The sequence below is a fragment of the Luteimonas sp. RIT-PG2_3 genome (genome assembly GCF_054902115.1).
This window is the reverse complement of sequence record NZ_JBUBPF010000014.1, coordinates 46209-68575: the sequence shown is the minus strand read 5'-3', so window position 1 is coordinate 68575 and position 22367 is coordinate 46209. Positions and strand designations below refer to the sequence as shown.

The following is a 22367-nucleotide window of genomic DNA, read 5'->3' as shown; positions in this document are numbered from 1 at the left end:
CCCCGCGAGCGCCCGGTTCCGATGGTCCCCGGGCGGACCGGCGGCTGGGTCGCGGATCGCGGCAACGGCGACAGGACTGCGGAACGACCTGCCGATTGCGTCCGCCTAGGCTAGGGCAAGTCGCAGGCGCGGTCACCTGACGACTGTCATGCCATTGGGCTGACCGCTGCGACTGCCGCGGCGTGGGCCGACGCGGGAGGATGCCGCCATGCCATCCACCCCGCGTCCTTCGACGGAATCCCCGCACATGAGCGAACACATCACTGCCGGCGCGCGCATCGACGCCGACCCGCCCCGCCCGGCCGCAGGCGACGAACTGGCCAGCCTGCGCGGCGTGCGCAAGGCCTACGGCAAAGTCCAGGCGCTGGCGGACGTGGACCTGCGCCTGCATGCCGGCGAAGTCCTGACCTTGCTGGGCGCCAACGGGGCCGGCAAGACTACCGCGATCGGCCTGCTGCTGGGCCTGGCCGATGCCGATGCCGGCGAGGTCAGGCTGTTCGGCCGCTCCCCGCGCGAACTCTCCGCGCGCCGCGGCATCGGCGTGATGCTGCAGAGCGCCGGGATCCCGCGCACGGTCAAGGTCGGCGAGCTGCTCGCACTGACCCGCAGCTACTATCCGCAGCCGCGCAGCGTTGCCGATTGCGTCGCGCTGGCCGGTCTCGACGGCCTGCTCGGTCGTCGCTATGGCGCGTTGTCGGGTGGGCAGCAGCGGCGCGTGCAGTTCGCGTTGGCGATCTGCGGACGCCCACGGCTGCTGTTCCTCGACGAACCGACCACCGGGCTCGACATCGGCGCGCGCCAGGGCGTCTGGGCGGCGATCCGCGAACTCGTCGCGCAGGGCAGCAGCGTGCTGCTGACCACGCACTACCTGGAAGAAGCCGAATCGCTGGCCGATCGCGTCGTCGTGCTCGACCAGGGGCGGATCATCGCCCAGGGCAGCGTCGCGCAGATCCGCGCCAACGTCTCGCGTCGCCGCATCCGCTGCGTGACCCGCCTGTCCGCCGACGAGGTCGCGGGTTGGCCGCAGGTCCGCGAGGCGGTCGCATCGACGAGCGCATCGACGGGTGGCGATGCCGTCCAGCTCGATATCGTCGCCGACATTGCCGAGCCGGTGGTGCGCCGCCTGCTGGACGCCGATCCGGCGCTGTCCGGACTGGAAGTGCAGCGCGCCGGGCTGGCCGATGCCTTCCTGGAACTGACCGACGCCCGCAGCCGCGCATATCCCGAGACCCACCGCCTCGAGGAGGCCGCCTGATGAACCTGCCCGTCTTGCCTGTCGCGTCCGACACCCGCGGATCCTGTGTCCTCGACGATGCGCCGATGCCGTGGCCGGCCCGCCTGCGCAGCTATGCGCTGGAAGCGCGCTGCGAGTTCCTGCGCGTGCTGCGCGAACCGACCTTCGCGGTGCCGACGCTGTTGTTTCCTCCGTTGTTCTACCTGCTGTTCGGCGTGTTCATGAACCGCAGCGCCGGCGGCGAGGCTGCGCGCTACCTGCTGGCGACCTATGGCGTGTTCGGCGTCATCAGCGCGGGCCTGTTCGGATTCGGCGTCACCATCGCGATGGATCGCGAGCAGGGCTTCCTGAAGCTCAAGCGCGCGCTGCCGATGCCGCCGGGCGCGCTGCTGCTGGCCAAGCTGGTCATGGCGATGCTGTTCGCGACGCTGATCTCGCTGATCCTCGCGGCGATCTCGGTGGGGCTGGGCGGCGTGCGGCTGGCGCCGTCGCAATGGACTTTGTTGCTGGTCATCAACATCGTCGGCATGCTGCCGTTCTGCGCGCTGGGGCTGTACCTGGGCACGGTGTTCGGCGGCAATGCCGCGCCTGCGGTCATCAACGTGCTGTTCCTGCCGATGTCGTTCCTGTCGGGTCTGTGGATCCCGCTGACGATGCTGCCCGCGCTGCTGGGCCGGATCGCGGTGTTGTGGCCGGCCTATCACCTGGGCCAGATCGCCTTGAAGGTCGTCGGCTTCGACCAGGGCCAGCCGTTGTGGATGCATGTGTTGGTGCTGGCGGCGATGACGGCGGCGTTCCTGGGGCTGGCCTACCGGCGCCTCGCGCGCGACGCCTGACCGTGCGGTTCCGGCGACACCTGGTGCGGGCGCTGCCGATGCCGGCGCCACGGAGCGCTTGCCGCCGGCATGAGACGATGGCGCCGCGCATCGCAGACCTGTCCTGAAGACCACTGACCGAGCGTCGTTGCCCCCCCATGCCCCAAAGGTTCCCGATGTTCCCGAAGCTCACCTACAGCTGGCGCACGCCGGCGCCGGATTCGGCGCTGGCCTCGACGCTGCGCCAGGGCCGGGCGCGCTGGACCGAAGCGGTGCACCTGTTGTGGTCGAGCTGGGTCTTCGTCGTGCCGCTGTTCACGCCCGAGGGCTACAGCCTGCGTTGGCTGTTGCTGACGCTGCTGTCGTATCCGTTGTTCGTGGCGTTGTACGTCGCAGCGGTGACGCAGCCCAAGCGACTGGGCGCCTTGTTCGCCAGCGGCATGATCGTGATGTGCTTCGCGCTGATGCCGTGGTACCCGTCGGGGCTGAGCTACTTCGTGTTCGGCTGCGTGCTGCTGGGGGTGCGGCGCTGGAAGCGGTTGGGGCTGTACCTGCTGGTGCTGGCGATCGCCAATGCCGTGCTGCTGGGCTGGGCGCGCTGGATCGGCTATCCGTGGACGGCACTGGCCTGGATGCCGCTGACGACGGCGATCATCGGTGTGCTGGTGCATGTCGAGCGCATGGGCGACGAGAAGGACGCGGCGCTGAAGCTCAGCCATGAGGAAATCCGTCGACTGGCGGCGCTGGCCGAGCGCGAGCGCATCGGTCGCGACCTGCACGACCTGCTGGGCCACACCTTGTCGATGGTCGCGCTGAAGTCCGACCTGGCGGGTCGCCTGCTGACGCGTGCCGTCGAGCGCGATACCGCAGAGGCCGCGATGCTCACGCCGGACGCGCGTGGTGACGGCCCGGGTGTCGCGGATGTCGCAGGCGCTGCTGGCATCCGCGATGACATCGGGGCCGCGCGCCGCGAGATCGCCGATGTCGCGGCGACCGCGCGCGAGGCGCTGGCCCAGGTGCGCGGTGCGGTCAGCGGCATCCGTGCGGCCGGCATCGCCGCCGAGCTGGCTTCGGCCAAGCTGCTGCTGGAGATCGATGGCGTGGCGTTCGACTACGGCTTCGATGCGGAGATGGCGCGCGCCGCGCTGTCGCCCGCCGTCGAGACCGCGCTGGCGATGACCGTGCGCGAAGCGGTGACCAACATCCAGCGGCATGCCGGTGCGACCCGGGCGACGATTGCGTTCGCGGTCGAGCAGGGCGATGCCGTGCTGCGCGTCAGCGACGATGGTCGCGGCGGTGCGATCCAGCCCGGAAACGGCCTGGCCGGCATGCGCGAACGGCTGGAAGCCGCGCGCGGCAGCCTGCGCATCGATGCCGCCAAGGGACGCGGCACGCGCCTGGAAGCGCGATTGCCGCTGGCCGCTGCTGAAGGGCACGTGGCGCCGTAGTGCGGCACGCCTCGGGTCGTTGCGGGACGCGCGGGCGCCGTCTGCTATCGTCGCGCGCATGATCGCAACCGTATGTCGTCCACGATGATCCGTGTCCTGCTGGCCGAGGACCAGGCGATGGTGCGTGGCGCGCTGTCGGCGCTGCTGGGCCTGGAAACCGATATCGACGTCGTCGGTGCCTGCGCCGATGGCGAATCGGCTTGGCGCGAGCTGCAACAGTCGCGTCCCGACGTGCTGGTGACCGACATCGAAATGCCCGGCCTGACCGGGCTGGAACTGGCGCAGCGGATCCAGCGGCATGCGTTGCCGATCAAGGTCGTCATCGTCACCACGTTCGCGCGCTCGGGATTCCTGCGTCGCGCACTCGATGTCGGCGTGTCCGGCTATCTGCTCAAGGATGCGCCGGCCGAGCAGCTCGCCGATGCCCTGCGCCAGGTGCACCGCGGCGGTCGCGCGATCGATCCGCAACTGGCGCTGGAAGCCTGGTCGGAGGCCGATCCGCTGAACGATCGCGAGCGCCAGGTGCTGCGCTTCGCCGGCGAAGGGCTGTCGGCCACCGAGATCGCGGCCCGCCTGCACCTGTCGCACGGCACCGTGCGCAACTACCTGTCCGAGGCGATCGGCAAGCTCGGCGTCGGCAACCGCATCGAGGCCTACCGGCTGGCGCGCCAGAAGGGCTGGCTGTAGGACCCTGATCACGATCTTGCTGCGCTTGCCATCTGGCGCGCGTGCGGTGCTCGGTTGCTGATGTACCTGCACGTACACTGCGCTCCGCCACGCGCCACCTGGCTGCGCTCGCGACAGATCGTGAACAGGTTCTATGCCGCAGCGCCCGCCCGGCGCGGCGCCGGACAGGCCTCGACCCGGAGGTGGAGGTCGGTGGGCCCTCGGCGCAGGTTTCCGACGTGAGGTGGCCTGCAGCCCCGCGGGGCTGTGTACGCTCGGGCGACGTCACGGGCTAGAGCCTGTTCCAAGGAGCATCGTCATGTCCCCTTCCGACCTGTCCCATGCTGACAATCCCCTTGCCCCGGCCCCGACGCGCTTGCGCGTCGTCGGCATCCTGGCCCTGCTGTGGAACCTGGTCGGCGTCGCCATGTTCTTCCTGCAGACGCGGATGACCGCGGAGCAGATCGCCGCAATGCCCGAAGCCCAGCGCGTGGTCTACGCCGCGATGCCGGCCTGGCTGGACATCGCCTACGGCATCGCCGTCTTCGCCGGCGTGTTCGGTGCGGTCGGCCTGCTGCTGTGCAGGCGCTGGGCCGTGTGGTTGCTGGCGGTGTCGCTGCTGGCCGTGCTGGTGCAGATGGGCGCGATCTATGCGCTGACGCCGGCCTGGCAGGCATCGGGGCTGTCCGGATTGCCGATGACCCTGCTGATCATCGGCATCGCGGCCTGGCTGCTCTGGTTCGCGCGTCGCGCCGAGCTGCGGCGCTGGCTGCGTTGAAGCCAGCGCCGACGCGCGTGCGGGCGTCGCGCGGCGGCGATCAAGCCGCGTAGCGGGTCTGCAGCATCCGGAACGCGCTGCGCAAGGCCAGCGCCTCGCCGCCCGCCGGGCGGCCTGCGCGCGCGCTGTCGTTCCAGGCGTAGACGTCGAGGTGTGCCCACGGCACGCCCGCCGGCACGAAGCACTCCAGGTACAGCGCGGCGGTGACCGCGCCGGCCATCTTCGAGCCGGCATTGGCCATGTCGGCGATGCCGCTGGTCAGGTAGCGCAGGTACGGACGCCACAGCGGCATGCGCCAGACCGGGTCGCGGGTCTCGGCGCCGGCCTGGATCCAGGCATTGGCCAGCGCATCGTCGTTGGCGAACAGCGCCGGCAGGTCGGGGCCGAGGGCGATGCGCGCGGCACCGGTCAGGGTTGCGAAATCCAGGATCGTGTGCGGCTCGAGTTCGCCGGCATGGGTCAGCGCATCGCATAGCACCAGGCGGCCTTCGGCATCGGTGTTGTCGATCTCGACATGGATGCCCTTGCGCGTCGCGATGACTTCGCCGGGACGGAACGCGTCGGGGCCGACCGCATTCTCGACGGCCGGGATCAGCAAGGTGATCCGCACCGGCAGCGCGCGCGCCATGACCAACTCGGCCAACGCCAGGGCATGCGCGGCGCCGCCCATGTCCTTCTTCATGTTGCGCATGCCGTCGGCCGGCTTGAGATCCAGGCCGCCGGTATCGAAGCACACGCCCTTGCCGACCAGGACCACGTGCGGATGCGCGGCATCGCCCCACTGCAGCTTCAACAGCCGTGGCGCGCGATGCGAGGCGCGCCCGACGGCATGGATCGCGGGGAAGTTCTGGTGCAGCAGGGCATCGCCGACGATGCTTTCGAAGCGGGCGCCATGGCGCTGCGCGATCTCGCGCGTGATCGATTCCAGCTGCTCGGGCCCCATGTCCTCGGTCGGCGTATTGACGAGGTCGCGCACGCGCACCGAGGCGGCCAGCACGTCGGCGGCCTCCGCATCCAGGGCGCCGTCGACCAGCAACTGCGCCGGTGTCCGTGTCGCCGCCTTGTAGCGGGTGAAGCGATAGGCGCCCAGCCCCCAGCCCAGTTGCAGGGCCCTGCGTGCGGGCTCGTCGAGTGCGGTCGCCAGCACCCAGTCACCTTGCGGCAGGTTGGCCGGACCGTGCGCATAGGCATACGGGTCCGCGGCGTCGCCGGTGCCGAGCACCGCGCCGGCGATGCCATCGCTGCCGGGCAGCAGCACGACCGATCCCGGCGCCGCGTTGAAGTCCTGCGCGCGCAACCAGGCCTGCGTGGCCGGCGGCTGCGCCTGCAACCATGGACCGAAGCCGGCACGGTCGAGCACGTGCAGCGGCAGCGCGGCCGACGGACGTGGATCGGACGAAGCGGCAAAGCCTGCGGGCAGCGGAGTGGTGGTCATCATGGGAACCTGTGGAAGTGAAGGGCAGGGCCGGCGCGCATGCGCCCGCCTGCCGGAGCGGTTGCGATGGCGGCTTCGATGGCGCTATCGACGAGGTCGAAACGGACGAGTGTGCGGTGGTGGCGCGGCATCATGCGTCCAGCATCGCATGCCCGGCGGCGGTCGCCGGCGCGACGTCCAGCCAGCCCTGCTGCAGCACCCACGCCAGCGCCGCGACATGCAGCAGCACGATCAGCCAGAACGCGATCTGGAACGAGGTCTTCGAGGACTTGTGCCGGAACCAGGCCTGCGCAAGCAGGGCGCCGGGCCAGCCGCCCAGCAGTGCGATGGCGTGCAGGCGGCGTTCGGGGATGCGGCGGCGGGCATGGCGCGCGGCGGACTTGTCGATGCCGTAGCACGCGAATGCCACGGCGCTCATCGCCAGGTAGACCAGGGCGAGCGGTCGCGCCCCGTCAGCCTGCCAGGCAATGATCGCCAGCCACACCAGCACGACGATCGCCAGCCACAGGCGAGGGCCGTTGCGCAGCGGCGGTGTCGCGCTGCGGGTGTCGTTGCCGTCGGTGTCGCGACCGCGTCGACGCATGCCCGTGCGATCAGTGCGGCGTGTCGGCGTGTGCGTCCAGCCAGTCCGCCAGGCCGGTCAGCGTGTCGAACTCGAGATCCGGCGCGAGGTCGGCGTGCGGCCAGGTCGCCAGCGTGCCGTCGTCGCCGCGGCGATTGATCCAGCAACTGCGCAGGCCGGCACGTGCCGCGCCGACCACATCCATCTCGATGCTGTCGCCGACATGCAGCACCAGCGCGGGATCGCAGTCCAGGCCACGGCAGGCGGCATGGAAGATGCTCGCCACCGGCTTGGCGGCGCCATGCTCGCGCGAATGCACGACCGAATGGAAATGCGCGGACAGGCCGATCCTGGCGATGTCGGCGTTGCCATTGGTCAGCGCGGCCACTGGCATCCGGGCGGCAATGCGCGCCAGCGCATCCAGGCTGTCGGGGTAGAACGTGACCTGGTTGCGCGCGGTATAGAACTCGTCATACGCGGCATCGGCCAGCGAAACGTCGGCGCCGCTGTCGCGCAGGGCCTGTTCGATCGCCATCCGGCGCAATGCGCTGAGGTCATGGATCAGGTGCGGATTGTCGGCAAAGATGCGCTCGCGCAGGGCCCGCATCTCCAGCACCGGAAAGCGCTCGGCGGTGATCGGGCTGTGCGTGCGCATCCAGTCTTCGAGCACCTGTTCGATGCGCGTAGCGATCGGCGCGAACGGCCACAGGGTGTCATCGAGATCGATGGTGATGGCGCGAACGGGAAATGTCATGCCCGCCATTGTACCGGGATGGCGCGGTGCACCGCCGACAGGCGCTGCGCCATCGGCAGCGTTCCGGCTGCCCTTACTCCAGCAGCCGCGCCCAGCCGTCCATGCCTTCGATCCGCGCCAGCACCAGCTTCACGCAGACCAGCAGCGGCACGGCCAGCAGCAGGCCGACGATGCCCCACAGCCAGCCGAACAGCATCAGCGCCAGGACCAGCACCAGCGGCGACAGACGCATCCGGCGGCCGAGCACGATCGGCGTCACCAGCTGACCCTCGATGGTGTGCAGGCCGAGGTAGATCGCCGCCGGCAGCAGCGAGGCGCTGACGCCGCCCCAGGTCACGTAGCCCATCACCAGCATCATCGCCACGCCGATCAGCGGGCCTACATACGGCGCGTAGTTCAGGACCGCGACCAGGGTGCCCCACAGCAGCGCATCGGGAATGTCGACCTTGAACGCCAGGTGCAGGATCGCGGCGAACACCAGGCCGACCAGCACATTGATGACGGTGATCGTGAACACGTAGCGCGAGATCTCGCGTTCGATCGACTGCAGGATGCCGACCGTCAGTTTCTGTCGCTGCCGCGTCGGCAGCAATGCGATGGCGTTGCGTTGCAGGCTCTCGCCGAACACCATGAAGAAGAACGTCAGCAGCACGACCGCGAGCAGGGCGGCCAGCACTTTCGGCGCGGCGACCAGCATCGCGTAGGGATCGTCGACCTGGGTCCGCACGATCTCGACGCGGCGGGGATCGCCACCGCCGGCGGCGCGCGCGATGTTCTCGGCGACCTGGTTGGCCTCGTGCACGGGTTTGGCGAGGCTGCGCAGTTGCTTGCCCAGCTGCCGCATCTGTCGTGGCGCTTCCTGCATCCATTCTGCGGCAGGTCCGGCCAGCTGCACGCCCAGTGCGCCGAACGTGGCCAGGCCGCCGGAGAGCACCAGCACCGCGGCCAGGAAGCGCGGAATCCACAGGCGCCGCAGGCCGCGGATGATCGGGTTGCCGACCAGCGCGAAAAACATCGCCAGCAGCACCGGCAGGATCAGCGCCTGCGCGGCCCACAAGGTGTAGCCGACCGCCAGCGTCGCCACGACGAGCATGGCGCTGGACGCGCGCGGGCGCGGGTTGCCGCCGCCGGACGCGGTAGTGGTCGCGGCCGGCGTGGCGCTGCTGGCCGCGGCGGGCGTCGGCGGACGAAGGTCTGCGTGCTCCGCGGACGGCGGAATGAGGGGGTCGGACATGGTGGGCTCGGCAGGACGCAGGCGGTGATTGTGCGCCGTTGCCGGCGGATCAGCGTTCCGACAGATCGGTGGCGGCTTCGGCAGGCATCGGCGGCGCCTCCGGATCCCAGACCGGGTCCGGACGCCTGCGGGCATCGGAGGGACGCAGGGATGCGTCGACCGCTGCCTCAGGCGTGGCGTTGCCGGCGGTCGCGGGACGGACGGCAGTCGTGGCCGTGTTCGCATCGGCGGTGGCCTCCATGGCCTGCTCCGCTGCCTGGTCGGCCGTCTGCGCGGCATCGTCGGCGGTGTCGGCCGCCGACTTGGCCGTCGTCGCCGCGAACGAGGCCTGCAGCGATGCCACCAGTCCCGAGGCCGAGCTGATCAGCTGGATCCATTTGGGGCCCCCCAGCACGCGCAGCTTTTCCATCGTGTGTTCCGGGTTGGCGCGTCCGACCAGGAAGCCGCTGGCGAGCCCGGCGATCAGGATCCGCGTCGGCGTCCACGCCTGGCGCCAGGTCCGGCGCAGCGCCTGGTAATGATCCTGCGTCTGCAGCATGCGACCTTCGGTCAGGGCCTCGGCGCGCTCGACCCGGGCCTTGAGTGCTTCGAAGTTCATGGGGTGTCTCCGTTGCCGGGCGGACAGGCCGGTGGCGACGTGCCGTCGTCATCGTCGTGTTCCGAGAACAGGCCCAACCGCGCCAGCTGGCGCCGGGTCGCATGCATGCCGGCGTAATCGAAGAACACCGAGACCCGCCAGATCGCGATGCCGGTGACGACCAGGCTGATCAGCAACGCGATCGACAGCGAGGCCAGCCAGCTCAGTCCCCAGGCCTGCAACAGCGCGATCGTCGCACCCATCGCCAGCAGCCACGCCGATGCGCCGAAGACGATCGACACCGCCGACCACGCCAGCGCACGCCCGAGCGAACTGCGGGCGAGGGCCAGGTCGGCCGACACCAGCCGGCGCAGTGCACGGCCGGCATCCACGCCGGACCCCACGGTCTGCTTGCCGGCGGCGCGGACGCGGCGAATGCTCTCGTCGAGATGCGGCGGTTTCGCGTCTGCACCGTCGTCGCTGGCGCCTGTGCGGATGGCGTCATCCCCGACAGCGGGTTCGCCGCCGGGCGCGGATGGCGTGGCCTGCGGCCCGCCAGGGCCGTGTGCGCGATCGGTCATGCCGCTGTGCGCGCCGCTTACTTGCCGCTGCGTGCGAGCTTGGCGATGATCCAGCCGGCCGCGAAGGCGACACCGAAGGAGGCGATCGGACGCTCGCGGATCAGGTCGGCGGCGTTGTCGATCAGGTCGCGGCCCTTGTCCATCAGCGCGTCGACCTGTTCCTTGGCGGCGGCACCGCCTTCCTCGAACGCGGCGATACCCGACAGCGCGGAATCGGCGAGGTCGCCCTTGACGTTGGCGCGGCCGAGCTTGAGCTCGTCGTTGGCGACGCTGGCCGCGCTCTTCAGTGCTTCGCCGGCATCGCGCGCGGCCTGCTTCAGATGGGTGCCGGCTTCGCCGAGGTTCTGCTTGACGTTGTCAGTGGAGGTCGGGCTCATCGCATGTCTCCTGGAGTCTGGAATGGGGGGTGACACTAAGCTGGGGGTGATACTGATGAAGAAATGGCGCGCAGTACGTGCAGTGGCGCGCGGGAGCGTGCCGGTTGCGGGGGTGAACTGGCCACGCGCGCGCCTGCTGGGCAGGCGGCGACGGGGCGCGTCATTGCATAGTGATGGTTCCGGCGCGACCGCGACGTGAAACGCCCAGTACGAGCTGGCGCGGATCCTGCGCCATGGCATCGCGGAAGCCGGCCAGATCGCCGAATTCGCGCTGGTTGACCTGGAAGATCAGGTCGCCCTGGCGCAAACCGCTGCGGTAGGCGCGGCTGCCGTCCTCGACCTTCTCCACCAGCACGCCGAATGCACGGTTGTTCTGCCGGCGCACGGCTTCGGGCAGGTCGGCGAAGCTGGCGCCGGTCAGGCGCACGTCGTAGCTGGCGCCATCGCGCGGCAAGACGCGCAAGGCTGCGCGCACCTGCAACGGCTTGCCGTCGCGCAGGATGTCCAGCGTGACCGTCGAATCCACCGGTTGCAGGCCCTGGAAGTTGCGCAGCGCGTCGCTGTTGTCGATGCGCTGGCCATTGGCGGCCACGATGACGTCGCTGGTGCGCAGGCCGGCGGCCGCGGCGCCGGAGTTGCCGTGCACGCGCGTGACCACCGCGCCGCGCGGCACATCAAGGCCCAGGCCCTGCGCGATCCGCGCATCCACGGTCTGGGTGTCGATGCCGAGCGTGCCGCGGCGCACTTCGCCGGTGGTCTCGAGCTGGCGCATCACGTTGCTGGCCAGGCTGACCGGAATCGCGAAGCCCAGGCCGATGTTGCCGGCGGCGCTGCCGCGCGGGTTGAAGCTGGCGGTGTTGATGCCGACCAGTTCGCCGCGCAGGTTGACCAGCGCGCCGCCGGAATTGCCCGGATTGATCGAGGCGTCGGTCTGGATGAAGTTCTGGAAGCCCACGCCCGGCACGTTGCTGCGGCCGACCGCCGAGACGATGCCCGAGGTCACCGTCTGGCCGACGCCGAACGGATTGCCGACCGCGACGACGAAATCGCCGACCTGCAGCGCGCTGTCGTTGGCCAGCGGGATCGCGGTGAGGTTCTCGGCCGGGATCTTCATCAGCGCGACGTCGGTGTCGGCGTCGGAGCCGACGAACTCGGCCTGCAGCGTGCGCCCGTCGGCCAGCGTCACGGTGACCTCGTCGGCGCCTTCGATGACGTGGTGATTGGTCAGCACGTAGCCCTTGGCGGCGTCGACGATGACGCCGGAACCCAGCGACTGCGCGATGCGCTCCTGTGACAGCTCCGGGAACATGCGGCGGAAGAACGGATCGCCACCGAACGGACTGACCTGCTGGATCTGCCGGGTCTGCACGCTGACCACCGAGGGCATCACCTGCTTGAGCATCGGCGCCAGCGACGGCACGGCCTGGCCGTCGATCGCGGTGGGCAGTGCGCTCATCGCGGGGATCGCGACCGGCGGCGAGCCGGGGGCGGCATCGGCGGGCTGGTGCAGGCTGTCGCGGATCGCGGTGGCGGCGAATCCGCCGAAGGCGGCGGCCAGGGACAGGGCGAGCAAGGTGGGGATGGGGCGCATCGGAAACCGATCCTGTGGGGTGACTGTTGCGGAGGACTGTTGCGGATGGACGGGCGCGCACCTCGCGGCGGCGTCCGCGCGACGGTGCCCATTCCCGTGTCACGGGGCGGACGTCGCGGCTGGACATGTTGACGCAAGCCGCCCGTCCACGCATCCCGCAAACCGCCCATGCGCGCGTGCGACAGGCGTCGGCAGGGACCCGCAGACAGCCTGCGTTCTGATTCGCAGCGCATTGGCCCGCGTTGCCGGTGTGCGCGGGTGCCGGCCTCGACGCGCGCTGACGCAGGCGCGCAGGTCATCCGGGAGCATCCGTGCCGGGGGCGCGCCGGGATCGCTGCGAGCGTATTTGCGGCGCGACGTCACAAGCCTGCGATCGCTTGGCGCCCGCGGGTGTCAGCGCGGTTGACTTCAACAAAACCGGGGCGTAGCGTTGCTTCGGCTCGGCCACAACATGTTGGGGTTCTGCGTAAGGTGGAAACCAAATTGTGGTGGTTTGCGATGGCGGATGGCGATGCTGTCCGTTGCCGTCTCCGGATCGGCGGAGGCCGGGTGCGGGACAGGGGAAAGAGCGTCGGTGGATGACGGGGCCGGCGGGTCGTGGCGATGGATCACAGCAACGACAGGCGCTGGCGCGTAGCCTCGCTGCAGATGGAGACGACAGATCACATGAGTACGGTTCGACTGGAAGCGGTGCGCATGCGTGACGGGCGCGCGCACGACGAACGCGAAGTCCCGATGCAGCCTGCGTCGCAGGACATCTGGGACAAGAAGTACCGGCTCAAGAGCAAGCAGGGAGAGGCCATCGACCCCGACATCGACGGCACCTACCAGCGCGTTGCACGCGCGCTGGCCGACGCCGAGTCCACCGACGAACTGCGCAGCTATTGGCACGAGCGCTTCCTGTGGGCGCTGCGCCGTGGCGCGATCCCGGCCGGCCGCATCACCTCCAATGCCGGCGCGCTGGAACACAAGCCCGCGACCAGCACCATCAACTGCACGGTCTCGGGCACCATCGTCGACTCGATGGACGGCATCCTCGACAAGGTCCACGAAGCCGGGCTGACGCTGAAGGCCGGTTGCGGCATCGGCTACGAGTTCAGCACGCTGCGGCCCAAGGGCGCCTTCGTCGCCGGCGCCGGCGCGTACACCTCGGGCCCGATGTCCTTCATGGATATCTACGACAAGATGTGTTTCACCGTCTCCAGCGCCGGCGGTCGCCGCGGCGCGCAGATGGGCACCTTCGATGTCAGCCATCCCGACGTCCGCGACTTCATCCGCGCCAAGCGCGAGGACGGCCGTCTGCGCCAGTTCAACCTGAGCCTGCTGATCACCGACGGCTTCATGCAGGCCGTCGATGCCGACGCCGACTGGCCGCTGGTATTCCCGCTGGGCGACAAGGATGCCGAAGGCATCAACCTCGACGATGGCGCGCAGGTGGTCTGGCGCGACTGGCCGCAACATGCCGGCTACATCACCCGCGACGACGGCCTGGTCGCCTGCAAGGTCTACGGGCAGATCCGCGCCCGCCACCTGTGGGACATGATCATGGTCTCGACGTACGACTACGCCGAGCCGGGCTTCATCCTGATCGACCGCGTCAACGAGATGAACAACAACTGGTGGTGCGAGAACATCCGCGCCACCAATCCTTGCGGCGAGCAGCCGCTGCCGCCGTATGGCGCCTGCCTGCTGGGCTCGGTCAACCTGACCAAGTTCGTGCATCGCCCGTTCACCGCCGAGGCGACGTTCGACTGGGAGGAGTACAAGGAAGTGGTGCGGGTGTTCACGCGCATGCTCGACAACGTGGTCGAGGTCAACGGCCTGCCGCTGCAGCGCCAGCGCGACGAGATCATGCGCAAGCGCCGCCACGGCATGGGCTTCCTGGGTCTGGGCAGCACGGTGACGCTGCTGCGGATGAAGTACGGCAGCGCCGAGTCCTGCGCGTTCACCGAACGCGTGTCGCGCGAGATGGCGGTCGCCGGCTGGGAAGTGGCGCTGACGCTGGCGCAGGAAAAGGGCCCGGCCCCGATCATGGAGGAGCGCTTCACGGTCGACGCGGCGATGCTGCGCCTGCGCCCGGAGATGGCGGCCGACGGCTGGCGGCTGGGCCAGCAGATCCCCGGCAAGGTCCTGCATGCGCGTTATTCGCGCTACATGCAGCAGATCGCCAGCGTAGCCCCGGAGCTGGTCGAGCAACTGGCCGAGAGTGGCGCGCGCTTCACCCATCACTCGTCGATCGCCCCGACCGGCACGATCTCGCTGAGCCTGGCCAACAACGCCTCCAACGGCATCGAGCCCTCGTTCGCGCACCACTACAGCCGCAACGTGATCCGCGAGGGCAAGAAGTCCAAGGAGAAGGTCGACGTCTGGTCGTTCGAGCTGCTGGCCTACCGCGAGCTGGTCAACCCCGACGCGATGCCGTTCGCCAGCGAGGGTGCGGCGCAGTTGCCGGACTATTTCATCTCCGCCGACGACATCAGCCCGCGCGAGCACGTCGACGTCCAGGCCGCGGCACAGAAGTGGATTGACAGCTCGATCTCCAAGACCGCCAACGTGCCGACCGACTATCCCTACGAGGATTTCAAGGACATCTACCGCTACGCCCACCAGCAGGGGCTCAAGGGCTGCACCACGTTCCGCTTCAACCCCGCCGCGTTCCAGGGCGTGCTGGTCAAGGAGGCGGACCTGGAGAACACCACCTATCGCTTCGAACTCGAAGACGGCAGCGTGGTCGAGGTCAAGGGCAACGAACAGATCGAATACGACGGCGAACTCCATAGCGCCGCCAACCTGTTCGATGCGCTGAAAGAAGGCTACTACGGCAAGTTCTGATCGGATGCCCTGCCCATGCGCGTGGGGCGGGACAGGGGGAATGGCGTCGTGCCACAGGTTCGCCTGGACGCGCGCCGGCATCCTTGCCAGTTGTTTTGTGCATACATGCGCCGCACTTCGCGTTACATTTCGCACGCGGGCGACCAGCCCGTGAAAAAATACTGACGAGGACACCCACATGAGTAACGGCAACGGGGTTGCAGAAACCCTTACCCACGCCGCCGAAGTTGTCGCCGATACGGCCAAGGACATCGGCGAATCAGTCAAGAAGCGGGCCAGCAAGGCAGTCAAGACCGCCAAGCAGTCCGTGCAGAAGGCAGAGAAGGCGATCGCCGCCTCGGCAAAGAAGGCAAAGAAGACCGCCACCACGCGCGTGAAGAAGGCCGAGAAGGCCATTTCCACCACCGCGACCAAGGCCAAGAAGGCTGTCAGCAAGCGCGTTGCTGCCGCCAAGAAGAGCCTGACCGGCGCCAGCGCCAGCGCCAAGGCGGAAGCCGCCACGCTGAAGCGCAAGGCCGCCGCGACCAAGAAGAAGGTCGCCAAGAAGGCAACGGCCGCCAAGAAGGCGACCACCCAGCAGGCCGCTGCCGTGAAGCGCAGCGCGACCACCGCCAAGAAGAAGGCGGCCAAGAAGGTCAGCGCGGCCCGCCGCACGGCCAAGAAGGACGTCGCCAAGGTCAAGGGCACCGTCAAGCGCGATGTCGCCGCTGCCAAGCGCAAGGTCGCCAAGAAGGCCACCAAGGCGGCCAAGGTCGTGAAGAAGGCAGTCAAGAAGGCTGCGCCGAAGAAGGTTGTCGGCAAGAAGGCCGCGACCCGCAAGACCGTCACCAAGAAGGCTGCGCCGCGCAAGGCCGCCGCCAAGAAGGTGGCCGTCAAGAAGACCGCGAAAAAGGCCGTTCGCAAGGCCGCCAAGTAAGCCTGTTGCCAGGCCGCAGGCAAGTCCTGCGGTGGTTCGATGCCTCCTCCCGTCCGCGGGAGGAGGTCGGCGGCGCCGGGAACTGCCCGCCCGTCATGCGTCATCCGTGACGCTCCATCCGTACACCACGCCGGGAATCGTGCCATGGCTGTCAGGATCGACCAGAAGATCAAGGGTTACGCTGTCGTCACGCCGGAGGACAAGGTGCGCGAGGCCGCGCCGCCGGCCGCCGCCAGTGCCGTCGCACGCGATGTTGTCGCGGCCGAAGTTGGCGCGGTCGAAGCATCGCCACCGGACAACGTGATCCAGATGCACGAGCGGATCGAGCGCCCGGAGGTGTTGATCGGCGCCACCTACAAGATCAAGTCGCCCTTGGTGGAGCATGCGATGTACGTGACCATCAACGACATCGTGCTCAACGCCGGCACCGAGCATGAGTTGAGGCGTCCCTTCGAGGTCTTCATCAACTCCAAGTCGATGGAGCACTTCCAGTGGATCGTCGCGCTGACCCGGATCATGTCCGCGGTGTTCCGCAAGGGCGGCGACGTGACCTTCCTGGTCGAGGAGATGAAGGCCGTGTTCGACCCCAAGGGCGGCTATTTCAAGGGGGGCGGCGTCTACATGCCCTCGCTGGTCGCCGAGCTGGGCAGCGTCATCGAAGAGCACCTGAAGTCGATCGGCATGCTGCACGACCCGGAGATGAGCCCAGAGCGTCGCGCGCTGATCGCCGAGAAGCGCAAGCAGTACGAAGACCGCTCAAAAAAAAACAGTGACGCCATAGGTGCGAACGCCACTGCGCGCAACAGCACCGTCGCGGCGGATGCGCATCCCGAAGACATCGCCATCACCGGCGACGGCGCGTCGTTCCCGCCGTCGGCGACCATGTGCCACAAATGCAGCACCAAGGCGCTGGTCCTGATGGATGGCTGCGCGACCTGTCTCAATTGTGGTTATTCGAAATGCGGGTGAGTGGCCTCCAGAACGGCTGAAACGGAGCGGCGTGGAGGTTCCGGAGTGAGGCTGGGTGAGGTTGGAAAGCGGAAGGCGGGCCTTGGGGCTCGCCTCTTCTTTTTGGGGTGAGGAGGTGGCGGGGCGAGACCCGCCCTACTGTTGCAAAGGCGGAGAGGGCGGGGGCACTATTCGGCGGCGGTCGGGGGAAAGGGGGCGGCCCGGGCCGGTGTCCTGCCGCGTGTCGGGGAGCGTCGGGTGGGATGCGTGCCGTCTCGGCATACCGTGGGCTCCTGACCGTTGTGCGACGACTCCGCGCAGGCCTGCGACGGAGCGGCTGATCGAAGGGAACGACCATGCGAGTGCTTGCCCTGTTGCCTTCCGCGATCGCGGCGCTGCTGCTGTGTTCTGGTCCCGCGCGTGCGGATGCGCTGGCCGATGCGGTCGATGCCGACTATCCGTACCTGGATGCGCTGTTCAAGCATCTGCATGCGAATCCTGAACTGTCGATGCAGGAGACCGAGACCGCCAACCGCTTGGCCACCGAGCTGGATCAGCTCGGGTATTCGGTGACGCGCAACATCGGCAAGACCGGCCTGGTCGGGACGCTGCGCAATGGCGATGGCCCGGTGCTGTTGATCCGCGCCGACATGGACGCACTGCCGGTGCAGGAGAAGACGGGCCTCGCGTACGCGTCGAGCAAGCGGCAGGTCAACCTGGAAGGTGTGGAGATGCCGGTCATGCATGCCTGCGGGCATGACATGCACATCACCACCCTGGTCGGGGTGGCGCGGCGCATGGTGGCATTGAAGGACCAGTGGCGCGGCACGCTGCTGCTGCTCGGCCAGCCCGCCGAAGAATCGCTGGGCGGCGCGCGCGGCATGGTCGCCGACGATCTCTATGGCCGCGTCGGACGCCCTGATCATGCGCTCGCCCTGCACGTGATCGCGAAGTACCCGGCCGGCAAGATCGCCTTCAGCGACGGACTGATGTATTCCAGCGCAGATACCGTCCGCATCAACGTGCGCACGGTCGCCGCGCATGGCGCATCCCCGCACCTGGGCAATGATCCTGTGGTCATCGGCAGCCAGATCGTGTTGGCGCTGCAGAACATCGTGACCCGCGAGGTCTCGCCGATCGAGCCCGCGCTGATCACGGTCGGCGCATTCCATGCCGGCACCGCGCCGAACGTGATCTCCGACAATGCCCGGCTCGACGTCACCGTGCGTGCCAACGACGAGGTCACGCGCGCCAAGCTGCTCAAGAGCATCGAGCGCGTTGCGATCAATACCGCGCGCGCGGCCGGCGTGCCCGAGAACCTGCTGCCCGAGGTCATCGTCGCCAGCGATGGTGCGCCGACGACGACCAACGATGCGGCATTGGCGCAGCGGGTCCGCGCGGCGATCCGCGCCGGCATGGGGGACGATGCCTTCGCGAAGTGGCAGCAGACCGACATGGGCGCCGAGGACTTCCCGGACCTGGTCGGTGTGTCACCGCCGATCCCCAGCGTCTATTTCGAGGTCGGCGGGACGTCGCCGGAAGCCATCGCGTCGGGGAAGTTCGCCGACCATCATTCGCCGCTGTTCAAGATCGAACCCGAGCCCTCGATCAAGGCCGGCGTCGAGGCGATGACGCTGGCGGCGCTGGATCTGCTGAAGAAGTAAGTCTGGACATGAGCTAGGGTGTGCTGGATGTCTGCAGGGAACACGGACATGGATGAGACAGGGAGGTTGCGGTGGACGCAGACATGAACGAGAGGGTGGAATCCGGACTCAGTTTCACCGAGCTTGAGAGACGTATCCGCGCGCTGCCGGACGGGCCTGTCTCGGTCTACAACACGCCCACATGGATTTTTGTCCTCAACCTTGCAGGTACGCTGGGGGCGGTGCTGGCGCTATTGCCTTCCCTGCTGGTTCGATTGATGACGCCGGGCATGTGGATGGTCGATCTGGCGAGGACCGGGCTGGTGCTGACCGTGCTGTGCTGGACACCCGGAATCGTGCGTGGCTGCATCGTGGTGGGCAGGGGTGTTGTCCGCTGGCAGGATGAGTTCAATCGCCAGCTCGACTATGACCTCGTGGTGTTTGAGAGCCTGATGCGATGGCTGGCGGCGCATCCGCAAGCGGTCCTGCAGCGGCATCTTGCGTTCGCGCGAGACGCGCAGACGCGGCTGGCCGGCAAAGTATCGCTACTCGCTGGCGGCATCGAACGTCTGGGGTTGCTGCCCGTGGGCGTATCGCTGGTGGTGGCGATCCATAACGCGGGTGGGCTCGACAAGATCATGCGGGTGCCGACGTGGTTGGTGGCTGCCTGCCTGTTTCTTGCGATCACCTGGCTGGGAGCCTTCCTTGGCGCACGTTCGCGATTGCGTCTGCAGCTCTACGAGATGGTGCTTGCGCGTTCGCTCGCGGAACAGGCGCACGAGACCGTGCGGCCGATGGAGTCGGAGTGCGCACTCAGCGCGGCCGCATCGCGCCCATCCGCTTCGCAAGCTGCGAGGTGATGCGGCTGGCGGCGAGCATCGCCGGCAAGGCGCCGGTGTTGGTGACGAAGGCGCTTGCGCGCCATTGCGCGGGCTGGATGCGCAGTTCGGCGAACCACAGGCCGTTCGAGCCGTTGTGCCACAGCGTGTCCGGGGCGAGCACCCAGCCACCGGCATAGCGTTCGCCGGTGATCAGGGCGCGGAACACCGCGGCCGGCACGATGCCGTCGTCGCCGCGTGCCATGCCGGCGATGGCGATGCCGTAGCGCAGCAGGTCCGGCAGGCTCATGTGCACGAGTCCGGCCGGGCCCATCGCCACCGACAGATCCGCGCCGACGGCATCGCGTGCGACCGCGCGGCCGGGACGCGGCTGCAGGCTGCGGCGGCCGATTGCGGTCAGCCAGGCCATGTGTCCCTGTGGCGCGTCGCCGGCGGGCGGGCCGAAGCCAAGGCTGTCGAGCCCGAGTGGGGCCGCGATGCGACGCTGCAGCAGGGTTTTCCACGGTGCGCCGCCGAGCTGCTCGGCGAGATGTCCGGCCAGCATGTAGCCGAGGTTGGAGTAGGCGAAGGCGCGGCGGCCGGGCGCCTGCAGCAAGGCCGGGGCCAGCATCGCGTCGCGTGCCGCGCCTTCGGGGGCGTCATGGTCCTGCACGCCGGGCGGGAAGCATTGCGCGCGTGACGGATTGCCGCGCAGGCCGCTGCGATGGGCCAGCAGCTCGCGCAGGCGGCAGCGTGCGAGCGCGGGATGCATCGGCAAGGCGGCCAGGGCGCCCAGTTCGGTCTCGAATCCACAGCTCGCGTCAGCCACATACGAGGCGAGCAGCAGGGCCGTCATCGATTTGGTGATCGAGCCGATATGCCAGCGATCGTCGGGCTGCACCGTGTCGGGATGCCCACGTGCGTGCAGTCCCGACACGGCGATGGCCGGGCGGCGTCGCCTTCGATGCTGCCGATCCCGACGGCGGGCGCGCGCAGCCTGCGGCGCAGGCGCGATGCGGTGTGTTCGAGTGCGGTGGACGTGGGCAGCATGCGATGGGCGTGCGGGGAATGGTGGAAGTGCGGAAGCGGGAAGGCGACCCTCAGGAACGCTGGCGCGGGAACAGGTAGATCAGGCTGCCGACCAGCACGGCGATGCCGACCGCGACCAGGTTGGCGATGCTGGCACTGAGCAGCAGGGCCACCGACAGCAGCAGGGCCGCCAGGGGAATCAACGGGCCGCCGGGCAAGCGCAACGTGCCCGGCGGATCGCCGAGGCGGCGTTGCAGCACCAGCAACCCTGCCGTCGTGGTGATGTAGCCAATCAGGCGCGTCACCATCGACAGCAGCGCTAGCTGCACGAACGAACCGGTCAACGCCAGCAGCAGGGCCAGCACGCCCTGTACCGCGATCGCCGCGGCCGGCGTGCGGAAGCGTGGATGCACCTGTGCGAGGAAACGCGGCCCGTAGCCGTCTTCGGCGAGGGTGTGCAGAAAGCGTGGACCCAGCAGCATCGTGCCGTGGCTGGTGCCGAGGATCGACAGCATCGCACCGGCGGTCAGCACCATCGCCAGGCCTTCGCCACCGAACGAGGCGGCGGCATCGGCCAGTGGCGTGCTCGAACCGGCCAGGCCGGGCAGGGTGCCCTGGGCCACCAGCTGCACCCCGGCATAGAGGGCGGTGACCAGCAGGATCATCGCGAGCAGGGCGAACGGCACGTTGCGTTGCGGGTTCTGGTATTCGCCGGCGGCCACCGACAGGTTCTCGAAGCCGGCGTAGGCGAACAGCAACAGCAATGCTGCTTCGCCGAGCTGGCGGTAGCCGAGTGCGCCGGGCGCGGGTCCGCCGAACGCCAGGCCCCAGTCGACATGGAACAGGCCGATGAAGACGAACATCAGCAGCGGCAGCAGCTTGCCGATGACCAGCACCACGGAGACGCGCGCGGCGCCGCGCACGCCGATGATGTTGATCGCGGTCAGCACCAGCAATGAGCCGGCGATGACGGTCACGCGTCCGCAACCGGCACCGAGCGATGGCCAGAAACGTGCGAGCGCATCGGCCAGTCCGTTGCCCAGCGAGGCGGCGGTGGCGACGCGGGTCAGCCAGGTCGTCCAGGCGATCTGGAAGCCGGCGAACGGGCCGAACGCGACGCGTGCATAGAGGGCGCTGCCGCCCTGCTGGTCGAAGTAGCCGGCGACCTTGGCGTAGCACAGCACCAGCAGGCTGACGGTCAGTCCGGCCAGCAGCACGCCCCAGACGCTGAAGCCGCCGAGCAGTGCGAAGGCCGTGGCCGGCAGCAGGTAGATGCCGCTGCCGACGACGCTGTTGATCGACAGTCCGAGGATCTGCCAGCGCCCGACGGCGCGCAGCAGGCCGTGATGTGTCGCCGGTGGTGGGCCGGAGTTGCTCATCGTGATCCTGTCGTGGTGTGCAGGCTGTCGGGCGATGCGATGGGGTCCCCGCGCCGACGACAGCGATCGTGCGCCCTGCGAATGTACAGAAAGTGCCGGCGTCATGCCGGGCATGTGCTGTCGTGATGGCGCGACGGACGTCGCAGGCGCGGCAGAACAGGGGTGCCGCAGCAGGCGAGTCAGCGCAGGTCGTTCATAGCCGGTCTGTCACAGGCGTGTGAACGCATCGATGGCGCAGGCGGTGCAGACTTCCGGTGGCCATTCTCTTTCGACTGGAGATCCGTGATGAACAAGACGACCCGCCTTGCCTGGGCCGGTACCTGCGTTGCCGCGGCGCTGTTGCTGTCCGCATGCCAGCAGGCACAGACTCCCGCGCCGGATGCGGCCGCGCCCGCGCCCGCTGCTGCCGAAGCTGTACCCGTACCTGCACCTGCGCCTACCGTGACGCCGGCCGTCGAGGTGGGGGCCGACTATCCGGTCGCTCGCGATGCCTGCCTGGCCGCGGTCGCCGAGAAGGCAGGCGTGGCAAAGGACACGCTGGTCGCGACCGAAGTGCTGTGGGCGCAGGCCGGTGTCGGCGTCACCGTGCAGGTGCCCGGCGCCGATGCGCCGTGGTCGTGCCTGTCCGACGAGGCCGGGCATGTGCAGGGCGCAGCGTACACGGGGTCCGAAGGCAAGCTCTGACGGCACGCCCGCAGGAGCCCTCGCAACAACAAGATCCCTCGCGACACGTTGCGCGTCCCGGCCGCC

At 68.8% G+C, this 22367-nt stretch carries 21 protein-coding genes; 11 read left to right on the top strand and 10 right to left on the bottom strand.

What is annotated here, in order from left to right; all coding sequences use genetic code 11:
• Positions 1–247 precede the first annotated feature (247 nt).
• From ACYX7E_RS17085 to ACYX7E_RS17065, 5 genes are all read left to right on the top strand, one after another.
• Positions 248–1255 (top strand): ABC transporter ATP-binding protein, encoded by a 1008-nt coding sequence (locus ACYX7E_RS17085; protein WP_462081805.1) that lies wholly within the window; start codon positions 248–250, stop codon positions 1253–1255.
• Positions 1255–2070, top strand: a complete 816-nt coding sequence (locus tag ACYX7E_RS17080; protein ID WP_462081804.1) for an ABC transporter permease — start codon at positions 1255–1257, stop codon at positions 2068–2070. The genes ACYX7E_RS17085 and ACYX7E_RS17080 overlap by 1 nt, the downstream gene beginning before the upstream one ends.
• Before the next feature lie 137 nt (positions 2071–2207).
• A complete protein-coding gene (locus tag ACYX7E_RS17075) occupies positions 2208–3497 on the top strand; it encodes a sensor histidine kinase (RefSeq protein WP_462081803.1) in 1290 nt (429 codons plus the stop codon).
• 84 nt (positions 3498–3581) lie between these two features.
• Positions 3582–4184: a response regulator gene (locus tag ACYX7E_RS17070; protein WP_462081802.1), complete on the top strand. Its 603-nt coding sequence runs from the start codon at positions 3582–3584 to the stop codon at positions 4182–4184.
• Between the two features lie 298 nt (positions 4185–4482).
• Positions 4483–4941 (top strand): hypothetical protein, encoded by a 459-nt coding sequence (locus ACYX7E_RS17065; RefSeq protein WP_462081801.1) that lies wholly within the window; start codon positions 4483–4485, stop codon positions 4939–4941.
• 40 nt (positions 4942–4981) lie between these two features.
• Here the strand turns inward: ACYX7E_RS17065 and ACYX7E_RS17060 are convergent, their stop codons facing one another.
• The 8 genes from ACYX7E_RS17060 to ACYX7E_RS17025 all read right to left on the bottom strand — a co-directional run bounded on the left by ACYX7E_RS17060 (position 4982) and on the right by ACYX7E_RS17025 (position 12052).
• On the bottom strand, positions 4982–6376 hold the full coding sequence (locus tag ACYX7E_RS17060; RefSeq protein ID WP_462081800.1) for a leucyl aminopeptidase family protein: 1395 nt from the start codon (positions 6374–6376) through the stop codon (positions 4982–4984).
• Between the two features lie 130 nt (positions 6377–6506).
• Positions 6507–6959, bottom strand: coding sequence for a DUF1294 domain-containing protein (locus ACYX7E_RS17055; protein ID WP_462081799.1), 453 nt, complete (start codon positions 6957–6959; stop codon positions 6507–6509).
• Between the two features lie 10 nt (positions 6960–6969).
• Positions 6970–7692 (bottom strand): HAD-IA family hydrolase, encoded by a 723-nt coding sequence (locus ACYX7E_RS17050; RefSeq protein ID WP_462081798.1) that lies wholly within the window; start codon positions 7690–7692, stop codon positions 6970–6972.
• 73 nt (positions 7693–7765) lie between these two features.
• Positions 7766–8926, bottom strand: coding sequence for an AI-2E family transporter (locus tag ACYX7E_RS17045; RefSeq protein ID WP_462081797.1), 1161 nt, complete (start codon positions 8924–8926; stop codon positions 7766–7768).
• Between the two features lie 49 nt (positions 8927–8975).
• The gene (locus ACYX7E_RS17040) at positions 8976–9524 is read right to left on the bottom strand and encodes a protein sip-5 (protein WP_462081796.1); all 549 of its coding nucleotides are present in this window, start codon (positions 9522–9524) and stop codon (positions 8976–8978) included.
• A complete protein-coding gene (locus ACYX7E_RS17035; RefSeq protein ID WP_462081795.1) occupies positions 9521–10084 on the bottom strand; it encodes a phage holin family protein in 564 nt (187 codons plus the stop codon). Before ACYX7E_RS17035 ends, ACYX7E_RS17040 begins: the two co-directional genes overlap by 4 nt.
• 17 nt (positions 10085–10101) lie before the next feature.
• Positions 10102–10461: a hypothetical protein gene (locus ACYX7E_RS17030; protein WP_462081794.1), complete on the bottom strand. Its 360-nt coding sequence runs from the start codon at positions 10459–10461 to the stop codon at positions 10102–10104.
• A 160-nt stretch (positions 10462–10621) separates the two neighbouring features.
• The gene (locus ACYX7E_RS17025) at positions 10622–12052 is read right to left on the bottom strand and encodes a Do family serine endopeptidase (RefSeq protein WP_462081793.1); all 1431 of its coding nucleotides are present in this window, start codon (positions 12050–12052) and stop codon (positions 10622–10624) included.
• A gap of 666 nt (positions 12053–12718) precedes the next feature.
• Between ACYX7E_RS17025 and ACYX7E_RS17020 the strand changes: the two genes are divergently transcribed.
• The 5 genes from ACYX7E_RS17020 (at position 12719) to ACYX7E_RS17000 (ending at position 19251) form a co-directional block, all read left to right on the top strand.
• Entirely contained in the window at positions 12719–14884 is a 2166-nt protein-coding gene (locus tag ACYX7E_RS17020; RefSeq protein ID WP_462081792.1) for an adenosylcobalamin-dependent ribonucleoside-diphosphate reductase, read from the top strand.
• Positions 14885–15062: 178 nt separating this feature from the next.
• Positions 15063–15800: a hypothetical protein gene (locus ACYX7E_RS17015; RefSeq protein ID WP_462081791.1), complete on the top strand. Its 738-nt coding sequence runs from the start codon at positions 15063–15065 to the stop codon at positions 15798–15800.
• Between the two features lie 144 nt (positions 15801–15944).
• Complete coding sequence (locus tag ACYX7E_RS17010) at positions 15945–16769, top strand: TSCPD domain-containing protein (RefSeq protein ID WP_462081790.1); 825 nt, start codon at positions 15945–15947, stop codon at positions 16767–16769.
• Positions 16770–17104: 335 nt separating this feature from the next.
• The gene (locus ACYX7E_RS17005) at positions 17105–18412 is read left to right on the top strand and encodes an amidohydrolase (protein WP_462081789.1); all 1308 of its coding nucleotides are present in this window, start codon (positions 17105–17107) and stop codon (positions 18410–18412) included.
• An 83-nt stretch (positions 18413–18495) separates the two neighbouring features.
• Positions 18496–19251 (top strand): hypothetical protein, encoded by a 756-nt coding sequence (locus ACYX7E_RS17000; RefSeq protein WP_462081788.1) that lies wholly within the window; start codon positions 18496–18498, stop codon positions 19249–19251.
• Here the strand turns inward: ACYX7E_RS17000 and ACYX7E_RS16995 are convergent.
• Together ACYX7E_RS16995 and ACYX7E_RS16990 are read right to left on the bottom strand one after the other, a co-directional pair.
• Positions 19205–20146: a serine hydrolase domain-containing protein gene (locus tag ACYX7E_RS16995; RefSeq protein ID WP_462081787.1), complete on the bottom strand. Its 942-nt coding sequence runs from the start codon at positions 20144–20146 to the stop codon at positions 19205–19207. The genes ACYX7E_RS17000 and ACYX7E_RS16995 overlap by 47 nt on opposite strands.
• A gap of 163 nt (positions 20147–20309) precedes the next feature.
• Entirely contained in the window at positions 20310–21617 is a 1308-nt protein-coding gene (locus ACYX7E_RS16990) for an APC family permease (RefSeq protein ID WP_462081786.1), read from the bottom strand.
• Positions 21618–21902: 285 nt separating this feature from the next.
• Here ACYX7E_RS16990 and ACYX7E_RS16985 point away from each other — a divergent pair, with 285 nt between their 5' ends.
• Positions 21903–22301 (top strand): hypothetical protein, encoded by a 399-nt coding sequence (locus ACYX7E_RS16985; protein ID WP_462081785.1) that lies wholly within the window; start codon positions 21903–21905, stop codon positions 22299–22301.
• Positions 22302–22367 lie beyond the last annotated feature (66 nt).